The organism is Bradyrhizobium sp. Y36, assembly GCF_002531575.1.
GTDB lineage: Bacteria > Pseudomonadota > Alphaproteobacteria > Rhizobiales > Xanthobacteraceae > Bradyrhizobium.
Genome location: NZ_NWTI01000014.1, coordinates 39,644 through 54,532, shown reverse-complemented (window position 1 = coordinate 54,532; position 14,889 = coordinate 39,644). Strand labels below are relative to the sequence as shown.

18 protein-coding genes are annotated in these 14,889 nt (G+C 66.5%); 5 read left to right on the top strand and 13 right to left on the bottom strand.

The annotated features are described in order from the left end of the window. Positions 1-10: 10 nt before the first annotated feature. The 5 genes from CO669_RS22220 to CO669_RS22200 are packed head-to-tail and all read right to left on the bottom strand — an operon-like array spanning position 11 to position 3,718. On the bottom strand, positions 11-397 hold the full coding sequence (locus CO669_RS22220) for a RidA family protein (protein ID WP_035706477.1): 387 nt from the start codon (positions 395-397) through the stop codon (positions 11-13). Between the two features lie 25 nt (positions 398-422). Further along, positions 423-1,226, bottom strand: a complete 804-nt coding sequence (gene hpaH / locus CO669_RS22215) for a 2-oxo-hept-4-ene-1,7-dioate hydratase (RefSeq protein WP_097662074.1) — start codon at positions 1,224-1,226, stop codon at positions 423-425. Positions 1,227-1,229: 3 nt separating this feature from the next. Beyond that, positions 1,230-2,090 (bottom strand): fumarylacetoacetate hydrolase family protein, encoded by an 861-nt coding sequence (locus CO669_RS22210; protein ID WP_097662073.1) that lies wholly within the window; start codon positions 2,088-2,090, stop codon positions 1,230-1,232. A gap of 41 nt (positions 2,091-2,131) precedes the next feature. After that, the gene (locus CO669_RS22205; protein WP_097662072.1) at positions 2,132-2,749 is read right to left on the bottom strand and encodes a flavin reductase family protein; all 618 of its coding nucleotides are present in this window, start codon (positions 2,747-2,749) and stop codon (positions 2,132-2,134) included. Positions 2,750-2,752: 3 nt separating this feature from the next. Continuing rightward, a complete protein-coding gene (locus CO669_RS22200) occupies positions 2,753-3,718 on the bottom strand; it encodes a Bug family tripartite tricarboxylate transporter substrate binding protein (RefSeq protein WP_097662071.1) in 966 nt (321 codons plus the stop codon). 128 nt (positions 3,719-3,846) lie between these two features. Between CO669_RS22200 and CO669_RS22195 the strand changes: the two genes are divergently transcribed. The 4 genes from CO669_RS22195 to CO669_RS22180 all read left to right on the top strand — a co-directional run bounded on the left by CO669_RS22195 (position 3,847) and on the right by CO669_RS22180 (position 7,418). Further along, positions 3,847-4,638 (top strand): IclR family transcriptional regulator, encoded by a 792-nt coding sequence (locus CO669_RS22195; protein ID WP_198964187.1) that lies wholly within the window; start codon positions 3,847-3,849, stop codon positions 4,636-4,638. Positions 4,639-4,763: 125 nt separating this feature from the next. Further along, the gene (locus CO669_RS22190) at positions 4,764-6,059 is read left to right on the top strand and encodes an O-acetylhomoserine aminocarboxypropyltransferase (protein WP_097662069.1); all 1,296 of its coding nucleotides are present in this window, start codon (positions 4,764-4,766) and stop codon (positions 6,057-6,059) included. Positions 6,060-6,063: 4 nt separating this feature from the next. Beyond that, on the top strand, positions 6,064-6,846 hold the full coding sequence (locus tag CO669_RS22185; protein ID WP_097662068.1) for an alpha/beta fold hydrolase: 783 nt from the start codon (positions 6,064-6,066) through the stop codon (positions 6,844-6,846). A 68-nt stretch (positions 6,847-6,914) separates the two neighbouring features. Continuing rightward, positions 6,915-7,418, top strand: a complete 504-nt coding sequence (locus CO669_RS22180) for a DUF6496 domain-containing protein (RefSeq protein ID WP_097662067.1) — start codon at positions 6,915-6,917, stop codon at positions 7,416-7,418. Here CO669_RS22180 and CO669_RS22175 read toward each other — a convergent pair whose 3' ends face one another. After that, positions 7,419-7,622, bottom strand: a complete 204-nt coding sequence (locus CO669_RS22175; protein WP_097662066.1) for a hypothetical protein — start codon at positions 7,620-7,622, stop codon at positions 7,419-7,421. A 388-nt stretch (positions 7,623-8,010) separates the two neighbouring features. Here CO669_RS22175 and CO669_RS22165 point away from each other — a divergent pair, with 388 nt between their 5' ends. Beyond that, positions 8,011-8,742 carry an SDR family NAD(P)-dependent oxidoreductase gene (locus tag CO669_RS22165; RefSeq protein WP_097662200.1) on the top strand — a complete coding sequence of 244 codons (732 nt, stop codon included), beginning with the start codon at positions 8,011-8,013 and terminating at the stop codon, positions 8,740-8,742. Positions 8,743-8,983: 241 nt separating this feature from the next. On the opposite strand, the gene CO669_RS22160 is transcribed toward CO669_RS22165, so the two are convergent. From CO669_RS22160 to CO669_RS22130, 7 genes are read right to left on the bottom strand one after another with little or no spacing between them, the layout of a single operon-like run. Then, entirely contained in the window at positions 8,984-9,595 is a 612-nt protein-coding gene (locus tag CO669_RS22160; RefSeq protein ID WP_097662065.1) for a pyridoxamine 5'-phosphate oxidase family protein, read from the bottom strand. 10 nt (positions 9,596-9,605) lie between these two features. Next, positions 9,606-10,217, bottom strand: a complete 612-nt coding sequence (gene phnN / locus CO669_RS22155) for a phosphonate metabolism protein/1,5-bisphosphokinase (PRPP-forming) PhnN (RefSeq protein ID WP_097662064.1) — start codon at positions 10,215-10,217, stop codon at positions 9,606-9,608. Then, on the bottom strand, positions 10,214-11,368 hold the full coding sequence (locus tag CO669_RS22150; RefSeq protein ID WP_097662199.1) for an alpha-D-ribose 1-methylphosphonate 5-triphosphate diphosphatase: 1,155 nt from the start codon (positions 11,366-11,368) through the stop codon (positions 10,214-10,216). Before CO669_RS22150 ends, phnN begins: the two co-directional genes overlap by 4 nt. 11 nt (positions 11,369-11,379) lie before the next feature. Continuing rightward, a complete protein-coding gene (gene phnL / locus CO669_RS22145) occupies positions 11,380-12,078 on the bottom strand; it encodes a phosphonate C-P lyase system protein PhnL (protein WP_198964186.1) in 699 nt (232 codons plus the stop codon). A gap of 22 nt (positions 12,079-12,100) precedes the next feature. Further along, positions 12,101-12,898, bottom strand: a complete 798-nt coding sequence (gene phnK / locus CO669_RS22140; protein ID WP_097662062.1) for a phosphonate C-P lyase system protein PhnK — start codon at positions 12,896-12,898, stop codon at positions 12,101-12,103. Then, positions 12,891-13,787: an alpha-D-ribose 1-methylphosphonate 5-phosphate C-P-lyase PhnJ gene (locus CO669_RS22135; protein ID WP_097662061.1), complete on the bottom strand. Its 897-nt coding sequence runs from the start codon at positions 13,785-13,787 to the stop codon at positions 12,891-12,893. Before CO669_RS22135 ends, phnK begins: the two co-directional genes overlap by 8 nt. Then, positions 13,784-14,887 (bottom strand): carbon-phosphorus lyase complex subunit, encoded by a 1,104-nt coding sequence (locus CO669_RS22130; RefSeq protein WP_097662060.1) that lies wholly within the window; start codon positions 14,885-14,887, stop codon positions 13,784-13,786. The genes CO669_RS22135 and CO669_RS22130 overlap by 4 nt, the downstream gene beginning before the upstream one ends. Between the last annotated feature and the right edge of the window lie 2 nt (positions 14,888-14,889).

Sequence of the window (14,889 nt, the reverse complement as noted above, 5' to 3'; positions counted from 1 at the left end):
CAAAGCTCCTTCAGTCGATCACGGCGGTGAAGTCGCACTGCACCAGCGCGCCGCCGTCCATGTTGTCCATCGGCAGCGCGTGACGCGCCGGGCGCGAATGCTCGTCCGGAAACATCTTCAGCCACTCGACATTGACGGGCCCGCGGTTGCCGCGGTCCTTCAGCCACACCGTCATCTTGATGATGTCGTCGGTGGTCCCGCCGGCGGCCTCCACGGTCGCCTTCATATGCGCGAACATGTTGGCGCATTGGGCATCCAGGCTCTCCGGCATCGCGTTGGTCGCGGGATCGCGGCCGAGGATGACGCCGGACATCACGAGATTGCCGATGCGGCAGGCGTTCGGAATCGGATTGACGTGCTTGAAGCCGCCGATGTGGATGCTCTTGCGCCTTGTCATGATGCGTTCCCTCCTAATCGTTGGTTCAGACGAACTGGCACGACACCGAGCCGAACGGACCGTAGTCAGCGTGGAACGTGTCGCCGCGGCGGATGTCGACGGGGCGCGTGAACGAGCCCGCCAGCACGACCTCGCCGGCCTTGAGGTGCTCGTCATGCGGTGCGAGGCGGTTGGCGAGCCAGGCGATGCCGTTGGCGGGGTGATTGAGCACGCCGGCGGCGAGTCCGGTCTCCTCGACCTCGCCGTTGCGGAACAAGAGCGCGCCGATCCAGCGCAGATCCGCATCCATCGGGCGGATCGGCCGGCCGCCGAGCACCAGCGCGGCGTTCGCCGCGTTGTCCGAGATGGTGTCCATGACCTTGCGCATCTTGCCCGTCTCGGGGTCGACGCGGTGCATGCGCGTTTCCAGGATCTCCAGCGCGGGCGTGACGTAGTCGGTGGCGTTGAGCACGTCGAAGATGGTGCAGTCGGGTCCGCGCAGCGGCGCCTTCAGCACGAAGGCGAGCTCGACCTCGATGCGCGGCGCATGGAAGCGGTCGAACGGGATCGGCGTGGCGTCGGCGTAGAACATGTCGGCGAACAGCACGCCGTAATCGGGCTCGTTGATGCCGACCGCGTTCTGCATCGCCTTCGAGGTCAGGCCGATCTTGTGACCCCTGATGATGCGGCCGCGGCCGAGCTGGAGCTTGGTCCAGGCGCGCTGGACGGCGTAGGCATCCTCGATGCTGAAATCGGGATAGTCCTTCGTGAACATGTTGATCAGCGTCTTGGTGCGCTCGGCCTCGTCGAGGCGGGCGGCAAGGCGTTCGATCGTCGCATTGTCCAGCATCGTCTATTGCTCCGCGGCGACGGTGTTGCGGAGCACGCCGATACGGCTCGACTCGACCTCGACGACGTCGCCGACTTTCAGCCAGCGCGGCGGATCGAAGCGCGCGCCCGCCCCTGTCGGCGTGCCCGTCACGATCATGTCGCCGGGCTTGAGCGTTGCGAAGGTCGAGAGATAGGAGATGATGAAATCGAACGGGAACATCAGCCGCTCGGTGGTGTCCTGCTGCCGCACCTCGCCATTGACGCGGGTGATGATGTCGTGCGGTCCGCGCGGGTCCAATTCGTCCGACGTCACGATCCACGGGCCGATGCTGCCGGAGCGGTCGAAATTCTTGCCCTGCGTGACGTTGAACTTGCCGTGGCGCAGCCAGTCGCGGATCGTGCCCTCGTTGCACAGGGTCATGCCGAAGATGTGCGCCCACGCCTTCTCGCGCGGGATGTGGCGGCCGCCCTGCCCGATCACGATGACGAGCTCGCCCTCGTAGTCGAGCTGCTCGGACACCCTGGGCTTCTCGAGCGGCTGACCGGAGCCGGTCATCGAGGACATGCTGCGCACGAACAGGCTGGGATATTTGGGCAGGTCCGAATTGTCTTTGTATTCGGCATTGCGCTCGGCGTAGTTGACGCCAATGCACCAGAGCTTTTCCGGCGCCAGCACCGGCGGCAGCAGGACGAGCTTGTCGAGCGCGTAATCCGGCTTCTGTCCGGCGACGGCCTCCTGCGCATCAGCAAGCGCGTTGGCGGCGATCAACGCCTTCACATCCGAATGGTCGCGCCCGATCCGCCTGGTCAGATCGATCACACCGTCGGCGACGGCCACGCCGTAGCGCGGCGCTCCATCAAAGAGATAGCTTACGAGGCGCATGGTCGTTCTCCAATGGTGTTCGGGCAGCGCGGCGGGCGCGCTCAGTCCTTCGATTTGGGGGTCTGGAACACGGTGTTCAGCGTGACGATCTCGCCGAGGCGGGCGTAACGGGGACCGCCGATGCGCGCGATCGGGTCGAGCGCCCGGGTCTCGACCTTGCCGTCGTTGACGAGGCCGTCACGCAGATGAAACATCACGACCTCGCCGACGATCAGCCGGCTCTTGGCGTCGCCGAACTCCAGGCACTGCCGGAAGCGGCATTCCATCGCGACCGGTGCGGCGGCCAGCCGCGGCACCTTGATGCGCTCGCTCGCGATCGTTTCGAGACCGAGATGCTCGACCTCGCTGATCTCAGGCGGATGCTCGACCGATGAGTCGTGCACCGCCGACATCAGCGGAGTGTCGGCGATATGGATCACGTATTCCTCGGTATCGAGGATGTTGTGCGCGGTGTCCTTGTAGTCCGCGCCCTTGCGGCCGACGCTGATGGCGAGCATCGGCGGCTTCTGGGAGACGAAAGTGAAGGCGCTGAACGGGGCGAGGTTGAGCACGCCCGTGGCGGACAGGCTCGTCACCCACGCGATCGGGCGCGGCACCACGATGCCGGTCATCAGGCGGTAGATGCGCTCCGCGCCGAGCTCGGTGGGATCGATCCGCATCGATCAATCCGCCCTGATGTTGGCCTTGCGCACCACCGGAATCCACTTGGCGTCCTCGCGCTCGAGATAGGCCTTGAATTCGTCCGGCGTCATCGGCGTGGCTTCGCCGCCCAGCTTCTCGAACTTGTCGATCACCGCGGGGTCCTTCAGGATCGCGACCAGCGTCTCGTGCAGCTTGTCGATCACGGGCGCCGGCGTGCCCGCGGGCGCGAACAGGCCGGTGAAGGTCTGGCCGTCGAAATCCTTGTAGCCGAGCTCGGCGAAGGTCGGAACATCCGGCAGCGACTTCAGGCGATGCGGGCTGGTGACGGCGAGCGCGCGGAACAGGCCGGCCTTGATGTGCTGGAGGCTGACCGTGAGCTGGTCGAACGCGAACTGCACCTGGCCGCCGAGCAGGTCGTTGATGGCAGGCGCATTGCCGCGATAATGCGCGGTGACCCATTGCAGATCGAGATTGGACTGCATCAGCTCGCTGAGCAGATGGTTGGTGGTGCCGGGACCGGGCGAGGCCATGGTCAGCTTGCCGGGCTCGCGCTTGGCGAGATCGATGAATTCCTTGAAAGTGTTGGCCTGCACCGACGGATGCACCTCGAGCACCAAAGGCGTCATCGAGATGGTCGAGATCGGCATGAAGTCCTTTTTCCAATTGTAGGCTTCACGCTTGTTGATCTCGGTCGCGAACAGCACCGGGCCGTTGGCGCCGACGAACAGGGTGTAACCGTCGGGCGCCGACTTCGCGAACGCCTCGCCCGCGATCATGCCACCGGCGCCGGCCTTGTTCTCGATGATGAAAGGCTGGCCGAGCTTTTCCTGCAGCTTGTCGGCGACGATGCGCGCGGCGCTGTCGACATTGCCGCCGGCGGGATAAGGCACGATCAGCTTGACGCTCCGCGCCGGCCACTGCTGGGCTGCCACAGGCCCCGCCAACATTGCGGCCATTGCAGCGATGGCAATCCAGATTAATCTCATGTTAACCTCCCGACGGCGCTTCCAGTTCCACGTCGGGCGCCTGCCTTTGCGCATGGCGCCCGATCGGGCCGCAATCTCCAGATGCGCGCTTTACCTGTCGAGTGAATTGTGGCGTTCTTGTCCATATTATGGACAAGACCAAATTCGCCCGCAACGCGACATCACCGCGGCAGGGCGCGCAGGCGATCCGGCGCGCGCTCGCCGTGCTGCGCATTCTTGCCGCAGGCCGCGAGGCCGGTGTGCCATTGGCCGAGGTCGTGCAGGCGACCGGCCTCACCCGCCCCACCGTGCATCGCATCGTGCACGTGCTGATCGAGGAAGGCATCGTCGAGCGGAACGAGCGCAGCGGCCACTTCGCGATCGGCAACCAGGTGCCCGAGCTGGCGCTGGCGCGGCCGCGGCCGTCGCGGCTCCTGATCGCGGCCAATCCGTCGCTGCAACGCGCCTCCGCCGAGATCGGCGACACGCTGTTCCTGACGGTGCGCACCGGCAACGACACGCTGTGCGTCGATCGCCGGATCGGGATCTATCCGATCCAGGTGCTGTCGATCGAGATCGGCGCGCGCCGGCCGCTCGGCGTCTCGAGTGCCGGTGTTGCGATCCTTGCCGCGATGCCGGCGCAGGATGCGCGAAAGATCGTCGCAGCGAACGAAAAGAGGTTCGAGGCGTACAAGACCGACATGGCGACCGTCCTTGGCGAGATCACCGCCGCGCGGCGGCTCGGATACGGCATGCGGGAGACCGGCCTGATCCAGGGCACGAAATCGATCTCGACCTGGATCAAGACCCCGGACGGGCAACCCGCCGCGGCGATGACGGTCTCCGCGGTGCGGACCAGGCTCGGTCCAAGGCGCGAGCAGGAGGTCGCGGAGATCCTGTTGCGGGAGACGCGAGTGATCGAGCAGGCGATTGGGGGTTAGGCTGCGCTGGAGGTTGGTTGCACACATGCTGCCATGACGACTTCATGAGAGCTGTCAATGGCTGACTCGGCGCTCCGTTTTGTGGCACAACGGCCGCCATCGCCGACCGACCAACGAGGCCACGCATGCCCGCGCCGAAACCGCCTGCCTTCGAGACCCTGAGCCTGCATGCGGGCCAGCATCCGGATCCCGTGACCGGCGCCCGCGCGGTGCCGATCTACCAGACCACGTCCTACGTGTTCCAGGATTCCGACCATGCTGCCGCGCTGTTCAATCTGGAGCGTGCCGGCCACATCTATACGCGCATCTCCAATCCGACCACGGGCGTGCTGGAGGAGCGGCTCGCCGCACTGGAAGGCGGCGTCGGTGCGATCTGCACCGCGAGCGGCATGGCCGCGCTGCATCTGGCGATCGCAACGCTGCTCAATGCCGGCGACCACATCGTGGCGTCGAGCTCGCTTTATGGCGGCACCATCAACCTGCTGGCGCACACGCTGCCGCGCTTCGGCATCACCACCACTTTCGTCAAGCCGCGCGACCACGACGCATTCCGCGCCGCGATCAAGCCGAACACCAGGCTCGTGATCGGCGAGACCATCGGCAATCCAGGACTGGAGGTGCTGGACATCCCGAAGGTCGCGGCGATCGCCCACGAGGCGAAGATTCCCCTCTTGATCGACAACACCTTTGCCACGCCCTATCTCAGCCGCCCGATCGAACTCGGCGCGGATATCGTGATGCATTCGGCGACCAAATGGATCGGCGGCCACGGCATCGCGATCGGCGGCGCCATCATTGACGGCGGCCGGTTCGACTGGCGCGCATCGGGCAAATTCGCCGTGCTGACCGAGCCCTATGGCGGCTATCACGGCATCGTCTTCGACGAGCAGTTCGGCACGGCCGCCTTCATCATGCGCGCGCGCACCGAAGGCCTGCGCGATTTCGGCGCCTGCCTGTCGCCGACCAATGCGTTCCAGCTGCTGCAGGGCATCGAGACGCTGGGCGTCCGCATGGATCGCCACATGCAGAATACGCACTCCGTGCTGGAAGCGCTGAAATCCAACAAGGCCGTCGACTGGGTGCTGCATCCCTCGCTGGAGACGCACACGGACTACCAGCTCGCCAAGCAGCTGCTGCCGCGCGGCGCCGGCTCGATCATCTCCTTCGGCATCAAGGGCGGCCGTCCGGCGGGGCGCAAGTTCATCGAGAGCTTGCGCATGATCAGCCATCTCGCCAATGTCGGCGATGCCAAGACGCTGGTGATCCACCCGGCCTCGACCACGCATCAGCAGATGGATGCCGAGCAGCTCAAGGCGGCCGGCATCGGCGAAGAGCTGGTGCGGCTGTCGGTCGGCATCGAGACGGCAAGCGACATCATCGACGATCTCGCGCAGGCGCTGCGCATCTCGCAGAAGGTCTGACACCATGAAGCTTTCCGTCAACGGCCTCGAGGTGTTCGCCGCAACCGGCGGCCGCGACTTCGACAAATCGCTGCCCACGGTCGTCTTCCTCCACGGCGCCGGCTTTGACCATTCCACCTGGGCGCTGCATACGCGCTGGTTCGCCCATCACGGCTTTGGCGTGCTGGCGCCCGACCTGCCCGGCCACGGCCGCTCGGCCGGGCCTTCGCTCGGCAGCATCGCCGAGATGGCCGACTGGACCGCGGCGCTGCTCGATGCGGCAGGCGCCACGAAGGCGCGTCTGATCGGCCATTCCATGGGATCGCTGATCTCGCTGGAGACCGCCGCGCGGCATCCCGACAAAGTCTCCGCGCTGAGCCTGATCGGTACGGCCGCGACGATGACGGTCGGTCCGGATCTGCTCAAGGCTGCCGAGGCCAATTCGCAGGACGCCAACGACATGGTGTCGATCTGGGGCCTCGGCTTCAACGCCGAGCTCGGCGGCAGCCTCGCGCCGGGCCTGTGGATGCATGGCGGCGCGCAGGCGGTGCTGAAGGCGTGCGAGCCGGGCGTGCTGTTCAGGGATTTGTCGGCGTGCAACGCTTACGCCAATGCGCTCGCCGCCGCCGCGAGCGTCAAGGTGCCGACGACGCTCATCCTCGGCGAGCGCGACATGATGACCCCGGCGAAGGCGGGCAAGGCGCTTGCCGCGGCGATCCCGCATGCGAAGACGATCGTGGTGCCGGGCGCCGGCCACATGATCATGGCCGAGCGGCCCGACGAATTGCTGGCGGCGTTGCGGAGCTGACAAGGATCAATCGATCATCTTGCGCGTTGCGGAGAGACATCCCTGGATATCTTGAGGGAACTCACCCCATGCCAAGACAAGAAGTGATCCGCAAAGCGAAGCAGGACAAGCGCGCAGGCAAATCGGCGAGCACGCAGGCCGGCGAATTCGTCAAGGACGAGATCGACCGGATCCGCAAAGGCAAGCACGGCGCGCGCTCGACGAAGCAAGCCATTGCCATCGGCCTGTCCGAGGCGCGCCGCGCCGGCGTCGACCTGCCGCCCCCGCGCAAGGGACGAACCAAGGCATCGACGCGCCGCAGCGCCAAATACGCCTACGAGGTCGGCCAAGGCAAACGCACGCCGAAGCGCCGGCCGAAAGTGTCGCGCGCGGTCGAGAACGTGCTGAAGAAGGAGCCGCGCTCGACCGCATCGCGGAGCGCGCTGTCCAAGCAGGGCAAGCGCGCCGCGAGCCGGCGAACGGCAGCGTCGCGTTCGGCCGCGGCGCGGAAAGCCAGCCGGACCAAGGGTGCCAAGGCCCGCTCCACCGCCGCGAAGAAGGCCGCGCGCACCAGGGCGCGCCGGCGCAGCTGATCAGCTCAGACGCCGCCCTCGCTCGGACAGCACCGCACGCGCGGCGCGCTCGGCTTCGCGCGCGGAGCGGAACTGGCGGCCTTCGAGACTGTCGAACAGGCGCTCGGAAGAGAAGAAGCGAAAACCGCGGGCATCTCGCGTGACGATGCCGGCGGCGCGGTCCTGGATCTCGATGATGTAGGCGTTTGACTGGTGCTGGGACATGACTGCTCGTTCGCCGAAGGTTCGGCGTTCCTGTCTTGGAATTTCTGTGCGGGCGTTGCTAAGAGGCGGTCAGCAACAACAACAGGCGCCGGTTGCCGCCGAGACGCAGCGCCGCGTCATGCACGCATGCATGCCGTTCTGATTGCGCTGGTGGTCGGTTCTCATGGTGCGGCTTCAAGCCCGGGGAGCAGTTTCGATGCCCGCAATATCGAGCGATCGGTGCGCCAGGTCAATAAAATGGCCATCCATATTTGCGGCGGTCGCACTCCGGCGCTTCTCCTGCGAGAAGCGCCGACAGACGGATTCATCTCGCGATGAGTTCAACGCGCGCGAGCGGTGAGCATGATAGGCTTTGCGCACCACGAGGCCGATTTGGGAGGTTCCAGACATGGCGGATGCTTTGACGGGGCGCACCGCGCTCGTCACCGGCGGCTCGCGCGGGATCGGCGCTGCCGTCTGTCGTGCGCTGGCTGAAGCCGGTGCGGCGGTGGCGATCAATTGCCGCGAGCAGATCGGTCAGGCCGAGCAGCTGGCGGGCGAGATCGTCAAGCAGGGCGGCCGCGCCATCGTCGTCGCTGCCGACGTCTCGCAAGCCGGCGCCGTGACCGCGATGGTCGAGCGCGTCACGGCCGGGCTCGGGCCGATCGACGTCCTCGTCAACAATGCCGGCATTGCCATCACGCGCGGTGTCGACGATCTCACCGAGGACGATTTCGACCGCACCATTCTGGTCAATCTGAAATCCGCCTTCCTCTGCACGCAGGCTGTGTTGCCGTCGATGCGGTCACGAAAATGGGGCCGGATCGTCAACATCTCCTCGGGCGCAGCGCGCGGGGCCGGCTCGATTGGCCCGCATTACAATGCATCCAAGGCGGGCATGGAGGGCCTGACGCGAGGCTACGCGGCACGCCTCGTGAAGGACGGCATCACCGTCAACGCCGTGGCGCCATCGTTGATCGAGACCGACATGATGAGCGGCCAGCCCCAGCTCGTCGGCCGCATCCCGCTCGGCCGTTTCGGCACGGCTGATGAGGTGGCAAAAGCGGTGATGCTGCTGGTGGACAACGCCTACATGACCGGACAGACGGTCGCGCTGAGCGGCGGGATGGCGTTCAATTAGCGGGCACGGCGGCGGGGCGGACGCCGCCGTCAGGCCCGGGCGGTGCCGTAGGGTGGGCAAAGCGCAGCGTGCCCACGATTTGCGTGGAGTTGGAGAGAATTCGTGGGCACGGCGCAAGTGCGCCTTTGCCCACCCTGCGACTCCGTCAACGCGACACTCGTCGTGAGGAGAGATACCCCTCACCTGTCTCGCCGCTTCGCGACGAGCCCTCTCTCCCGCAAGGGGGAGAGGGCTAGAAAGATCACCACATCGTCGCTGCCGCGCGTTCCGGCCAGATCCGGTCGTACTCCGCGCCGCCGACCTTGTTGTCGCTCATCTCGGCGAGGATCTGGCCTGGCGTCGGCAGCGTCTTCGGGTCGATGCGCCTGTCGGGATTCCAGAGGTCGGAGCGCACGATGGCGCGGGCGCATTGGAAGTAGATCTCCTCCACCTTCATCACCATGACGCTGCGCGGCGCCTTGCCTTCGACCTTGAACGAGGCCAGCAGCTCGGGATCGATGGAGAGATGGGCGCGGCCGTTGGCGCGGACCGCGTTGCCGGAGCCGGGGATGAGAAACATCAGCGACACCCTGGGATCGCGCACGATGTTGCGCAGCGAGTCGACGCGGTTGTTGCCGCGGCGGTCCGGCAGCATCAGGGTCCTGGGGTCGTGGACACGAACGAAGCCGGGCAGGTCGCCGCGCGGCGAACAGTCGATACCCTCGGGCCCGATGGTGGCGAGCGCCGCAAACGGCGCCTTCTCGATGAAGATGCGATAGAGCGGCGTGACGTGGTCGGCGACTTTCACGGTCGAGGCGTCACCCACGGCGCCGTAGATGGCTTCAAGCTGCTCGACCGTTTCGATCACCGACATTCCAGTCTCCTTATTGTGCTGGCCGATCCTCGCGCCAGCCTTCGCCCTTGATGACGCGCAGGAGGTGGCGGCCGTGATACTCCGCACTCCCTGCATTGAGGATGGTGACATCGGCCTCGGCCGCGGCGTCGCTGACGCTGCGCGACAGCCGATCTGCGAGATTGCCGTCGCTGTGCCGCGCGCGCGCGGCAAGCCGCGCGGCCAGCACGTCGGGCGGCGCCGTGATCGCGACCACCACGACGTTGGCGTAGGCCTGGCGCAGCGCGCCGATCACCGTGCGCGAGACATTGGCGACGACCGTGTGGCCCGCACGAATATCGTCGTTGATGTCGATCGGCAGCGCATAGGAATGCCCGTGCGCCTCCCAATGCACGGCGAAATCGCCGTGGTCGCGCGCGCGGCGGAATTCGTCGGGACCGAGCGCGACATTGTCTTCGTCAGCGGAGGATTCGCGCGTCACGACGCGGCGCGGGAAAACAATGCCGCGATCGTCGGTGCAGGCCGCCTGCGCGAGCCGCAGCAGCGTGTCCTTGCCGGCACCGCTCGGACCGACCACGAGCACGAGCCGGCCGGGGCCGATCGCGCCCGCATCGTCCTGCGCCCTGGCCGGGATCTCGTTCATGCGACGCGGTGTCCTTCGCGCCAGACGCTGCGGACGACGGGCACGTGGCCGGCCACATGCACGCGGATCAGATCGGCGCGCTTGCCGGCCGCGATCTCGCCGCGATCGGTAAGGCCGACCGCCTCGGCGGGCGCCTTCGTCACGGTGCGGATCGCCGCCGGAAGACTGATGCCGGGGACGTGCCCGGGCAATTGCAGGGCCCCCATCAAAAGGCTCGACGGGATGTAGTCCGACGACAGGATGTCGAGCAAGCCTTCGCGGGCGAGATCGACCGCGGCGATGTTGCCGGAATGCGAGCCGCCGCGCACGACGTTCGGCGCGCCCATCAGGATGTCGATGCCGGCCTGGTGCAGGGCGCGCGCAGCCTCCAGCGTGGTCGGGAATTCCGCGACCGAGACGCGGTCGCGCACGGCATCGGCGACGTTCTCCTCCGTGGTGTCGTCGTGGCTCGCCAGCGGAATCCGGTACTGATGCGCCAGCGACACGATCTCGCGCATGTTGGCCGCGGCATAGAGCTTCTGATACTCGAAGCGCTTGGCGAACAGCTCGTCGAGCTCGGCATCGGTCTTGCCGCCGCCCTTGCCGCGGTAATAGTCGCGCAGCTTGACCTCGTCGCGGAACTGGCGCTGGCCGGGCGTGTGGTCCATCAGCGACATCAGCTTGACGTCGGGGCGGTCGATCAGCTCCTTGGCCTCCTCGACCACGCTCGGCATCGGGATCTCGCAGCGCAGATGCAGGAAGTGGTCGGCGCGGAGCAGGCTGGCCTCGCGCGCGGTGGTGATGGCGGCGGCGAGCACGCCGGCGCGGCCATCGACCTCCTCGGCGCCGTCCTCGCGCCAGACCCGCAGCGAGTCGAACACGGTGGTGATGCCGGATGTGGCGAGCTGGCCGTCATAGGAGACGACGGCGGCGACCGGGTTCCAGAATACTTTTGGCCGCGGCACGTAATGGGCTTCGAGATGGTCGGTGTGAAGCTCGATCAGGCCCGGCATGATCAGATCGCCGCCGGCATCCTCGGCACCTGCAGGCGCAGTCCCATCACCGATCTCGGCAATGCGGCCGTCGGCAAGAGCGAGCCAGCCCTGCTCGATCACCCGATCGGCCAGCACGATCCTGGCATTGGCGATCACGATATCCTTCGGGGCGTTCATTTCCATGTCCTTCAGGCCGCGGCGGCAAAGCTGGTGACGTCGACGATACGGTCGGCGATCAGATGACGGATTTCGTCGTCATGGACAATGGCGACCATGGCAACGCCCTGGCGTTTTTTCTCGGCGACCAGCTCGACCACCACGGCGCGGTTGGCGGCATCGAGCGAGGCGGTCGGCTCGTCCAGCAGCAGGATGGGCAGATCCGAGATGAAGCCGCGCGCGATGTTGACGCGCTGCTGCTCGCCGCCGGAGAAGGTCGCGGGCGGCAGCTGCCAGAGGCGCTCGGGGATGTTGAGACGGTGCAGCAGCTCGCCGGCGCGTGCCTGCGCGTCGGTGCGGCTGATGCCGTTCACGATCAGCGGCTCGGCGACGACGTCGATGGTGGCGACGCGGGGCACCGCCCGCAAGAACTGGCTGACATAGCCGATGGTGGAGCGGCGGACATTGAGCACCTGGCGCGGCTCGGCGCTGGCAAGATCGATCTGCGCGCCGCGATGGCGGATGCCGATGCGGCCGCTGTCGCAGCGGTAATTGCCGAAGATCATCTTCAGGATCGACGACTTGCCGGCACCCGACGGGCCCGACAGCACGACGCACTCGCCGGGATCGACGTGGAAGGTCACGCCGCTGACGACAGGCAATTCGATGCCGCCCTGCAGGTGCATCGTGAAGGTCTTCTTGGCGTCGGTGACGTCGATCATAGCGGTCATCTGTGAGCTCATATCGAAAGGTTCATGGCGGCAGGATCGAGGAGACGAGGAGCTGGGTATAGGGCTCGCGGGGATCGTCGAGAACCTGGTCGGTGAGGCCGGTCTCGATGACGCGGCCACCCTTCATCACCATCACGCGGTGCGACAGCAGACGCGCCACCGCGAGATCGTGGGTGACGATGATGACGGCGAGATGCAGCTCGGCGACGAGGCTGCGGAGCAGATCGAGCAGGCGGGCCTGCACGGAGACGTCGAGGCCGCCGGTCGGCTCGTCCATGAACACCAGCCGCGGCTCGGTGACGAGGTTGCGCGCGATCTGGAGCCGCTGCCGCATGCCGCCGGAATAGGTCCGGGGCGCATCGTCGATACGCGCGGTGTCGATCTCGACGCGGGTGAGCCAGTCGGATGCGGTATCGCGGATGCGGCCATAGTGATTCCAGCCCACCGCCATCAGCCGCTCGCCGACATTGGCGCCGGCCGACACCGCCATGCGCAGGCCCTGCGCGGGGTCCTGATGCACGAACCCCCAATCGGTGCGGAACAGGAAGCGCCGCTCGGCTTCGCCCAGCGTGGCGAGATCGCGAGCGACACCGTCACGCATCCGGTAAGAGACATGGCCGGCGCTGGCTGCGAGCTGGCCCGACAGCAATTGCAGCAGCGTCGATTTGCCCGAGCCGGATTCTCCGACGATCGCCAGCACCTCGCCGGGATAGAGCGAGAACGACACGTGGCGGCAGGCGGCAATGCGGCCGAACGACTTGCTGAGGGACGTCGCGACCAGCAGCGGTTCGTCGTTGTCGAGCGGGTCTTGGTCAGCCATTCGACGCCTCCTGCGCCTTCTCCTTGTAGGGAGCAGCACTGAGGCTGCCGTGGTGGCCGGCGGCCTGACGTCCCTCGCAATAGTCGGTGTCCGAACAGACGAACATGCGCCCGCCCTCGTCGTCGGTGACGATCTCGTCGAGATAGGAATTTTCCGCCGCGCACAGCGCGCAGGGCGCGTTGAAGCGGTAGGGTTCGAACGGGTGATCCTCGAAGTCGAGCGACACCACCTGCGTATAGGGCGGGATCGCATAGATGCGCTTCTCGCGGCCGGCGCCGAACAATTGCAGCGCGGGGCAATTGTCCATCTTGGGATTGTCGAATTTCGGCGTCGGCGACGGGTCCATCACATAGCGCGCGTTCACCTTGACCGGATAGGCGTAGGCGGTGGCGATATGGCCGAAGCGGGCGATGTCCTCATAGAGCTTGACGTGCATCAGGCCGTATTCGGCGAGCGCATGCATGCGCCGCGTCTCGGTCTCGCGCGGCTCGAGGAAGCGCAGGGGTTCCGGGATCGGCACCTGATAGACCAGCACCTGGTTCTCGTTCAGCGCCGCCTCGGGAATGCGGTGACGGGTCTGGATCACCGTCGCCTCCTCCGTCGCGGTCGTGGTGGCAACGCCCGCGGTCTTCGCGAAGAACTTCCGGATCGAGATCGCATTGGTGGTGTCGTCCGAGCCCTGGTCGATCACCTTCAACACATCCTGGGGGCCGAGGATCGCGGCGGTGACCTGCACGCCGCCGGTGCCCCAGCCATAGGGCATCGGCATCTCGCGGCTGGCGAACGGCACCTGATAGCCGGGAATCGCGATCGCCTTGAGGATCGCGCGGCGGATCATCCGCTTGGTCTGTTCGTCGAGATAGGCAAAGTTGTAGGCCGGCGCGTTCATTCCGCGGCCTCCTTCATGGCGTCGGGCGCCTGGGCGTCAGTGAACTCCTTGCGCAGCTTGCGGAGCAGGCCGAGCTCGGACTGGAAGTCGACATAATGCGGCAGCTTGAGATGCTCGACGAAGCCGGTCGCCTGGACGTTGTCCGAATGCGACATCACGAACTCCTCATCCTGAGCCGGGGCGAGTGCCTCCTCGCCGAGCTCGCGGGCGCGCAATGCACGATCGACCAGCGCCATCGACATGGTCTTGCGCTCGCTCTGGCCGAAGGCGAGGCCATAGCCGCGGGTGAAGCACGGCGCTTCGGTCGCCGAGCCCTTGAACTGGTTGACCATCTGGCACTCAGTCAGCGCAATGGAGCCGAGCGGCACCGCGAAGCCGACGTCTTCGGCCGAGAATTCGACCTCGACCTCGCCGAAACGGATCTCGCCGGCAAAGGGATGGTTGCGGCCATAGCCGCGCTGGGTGGAATAGCCCATCGCCAGCAGAAAGCCCTCATCCCCGCGCGCGAGGTTTTGCAGGCGCAGGTCGCGGTCGGCCGGGAAATTCAGCGGCTCGCGGGTGAGGTCGCCGACGCTGGCGCCCACCTCGGCCTGTGGCGAGGATTCGATCAATCCGTCGCGGCCGAGAATGTCCGTCACGCGCGGCGTCGGCGCGGTGGAGGCTTCCGTCGTGACCAGCGCGTCCGGCACAAAGCCTTGCGCGAGCGCGGGATCGAGCAGGCGGTGGGTGTAGTCGAAGGTCGGCCCGAGGATCTGACCGCCCGGAATGTCCTTGAAGGTCGAGGACACCCGTCGCTGCACCCGCATCGCGCCGGTGTCGACCGGCTCGCTGGCGCCGAAACGCGGCAGCGTGGCACGGAAGGCGCGCACCAGGAAGATCGCCTCGATCAGATCGCCACGCGCCTGCTTGATCGCGAGCGCCGCGAGCTCGCGGTCATAGAGCGAGCCTTCGCTCATGACGCGGTCCACGGCAAGGCCGAGCTGCTCCGAGATCTGGCCGAGCGTGAGCTCCGGAACGCTGTGATCACCGCGCCGCTTGTGGGCGAGCAGGCGATGGGCGTTCTCGATGGCGCGTTCGCCGCCTTTGACTGCGACATACATGC

Bases quoted from the DNA above. Each gene is read 5' to 3' on its own strand.
- CO669_RS22220 (WP_035706477.1), bottom strand. From the start codon at position 397: ATGACAAGGCGCAAGAGCATCCACATCGGCGGCTTCAAGCACGTCAAT.
- hpaH (WP_097662074.1), bottom strand. From the start codon at position 1,226: ATGCTGGACAATGCGACGATCGAACGCCTTGCCGCCCGCCTCGACGAG.
- CO669_RS22210 (WP_097662073.1), bottom strand. From the start codon at position 2,090: ATGCGCCTCGTAAGCTATCTCTTTGATGGAGCGCCGCGCTACGGCGTG.
- CO669_RS22205 (WP_097662072.1), bottom strand. From the start codon at position 2,749: ATGCGGATCGATCCCACCGAGCTCGGCGCGGAGCGCATCTACCGCCTG.
- CO669_RS22200 (WP_097662071.1), bottom strand. From the start codon at position 3,718: ATGAGATTAATCTGGATTGCCATCGCTGCAATGGCCGCAATGTTGGCG.
- CO669_RS22195 (WP_198964187.1), top strand. From the start codon at position 3,847: ATGGACAAGACCAAATTCGCCCGCAACGCGACATCACCGCGGCAGGGC.
- CO669_RS22190 (WP_097662069.1), top strand. From the start codon at position 4,764: ATGCCCGCGCCGAAACCGCCTGCCTTCGAGACCCTGAGCCTGCATGCG.
- CO669_RS22185 (WP_097662068.1), top strand. From the start codon at position 6,064: ATGAAGCTTTCCGTCAACGGCCTCGAGGTGTTCGCCGCAACCGGCGGC.
- CO669_RS22180 (WP_097662067.1), top strand. From the start codon at position 6,915: ATGCCAAGACAAGAAGTGATCCGCAAAGCGAAGCAGGACAAGCGCGCA.
- CO669_RS22175 (WP_097662066.1), bottom strand. From the start codon at position 7,622: ATGTCCCAGCACCAGTCAAACGCCTACATCATCGAGATCCAGGACCGC.
- CO669_RS22165 (WP_097662200.1), top strand. From the start codon at position 8,011: ATGGCGGATGCTTTGACGGGGCGCACCGCGCTCGTCACCGGCGGCTCG.
- CO669_RS22160 (WP_097662065.1), bottom strand. From the start codon at position 9,595: ATGTCGGTGATCGAAACGGTCGAGCAGCTTGAAGCCATCTACGGCGCC.
- phnN (WP_097662064.1), bottom strand. From the start codon at position 10,217: ATGAACGAGATCCCGGCCAGGGCGCAGGACGATGCGGGCGCGATCGGC.
- CO669_RS22150 (WP_097662199.1), bottom strand. From the start codon at position 11,368: ATGAACGCCCCGAAGGATATCGTGATCGCCAATGCCAGGATCGTGCTG.
- phnL (WP_198964186.1), bottom strand. From the start codon at position 12,078: ATGACCGCTATGATCGACGTCACCGACGCCAAGAAGACCTTCACGATG.
- phnK (WP_097662062.1), bottom strand. From the start codon at position 12,898: ATGGCTGACCAAGACCCGCTCGACAACGACGAACCGCTGCTGGTCGCG.
- CO669_RS22135 (WP_097662061.1), bottom strand. From the start codon at position 13,787: ATGAACGCGCCGGCCTACAACTTTGCCTATCTCGACGAACAGACCAAG.
- CO669_RS22130 (WP_097662060.1), bottom strand. From the start codon at position 14,887: ATGTATGTCGCAGTCAAAGGCGGCGAACGCGCCATCGAGAACGCCCAT.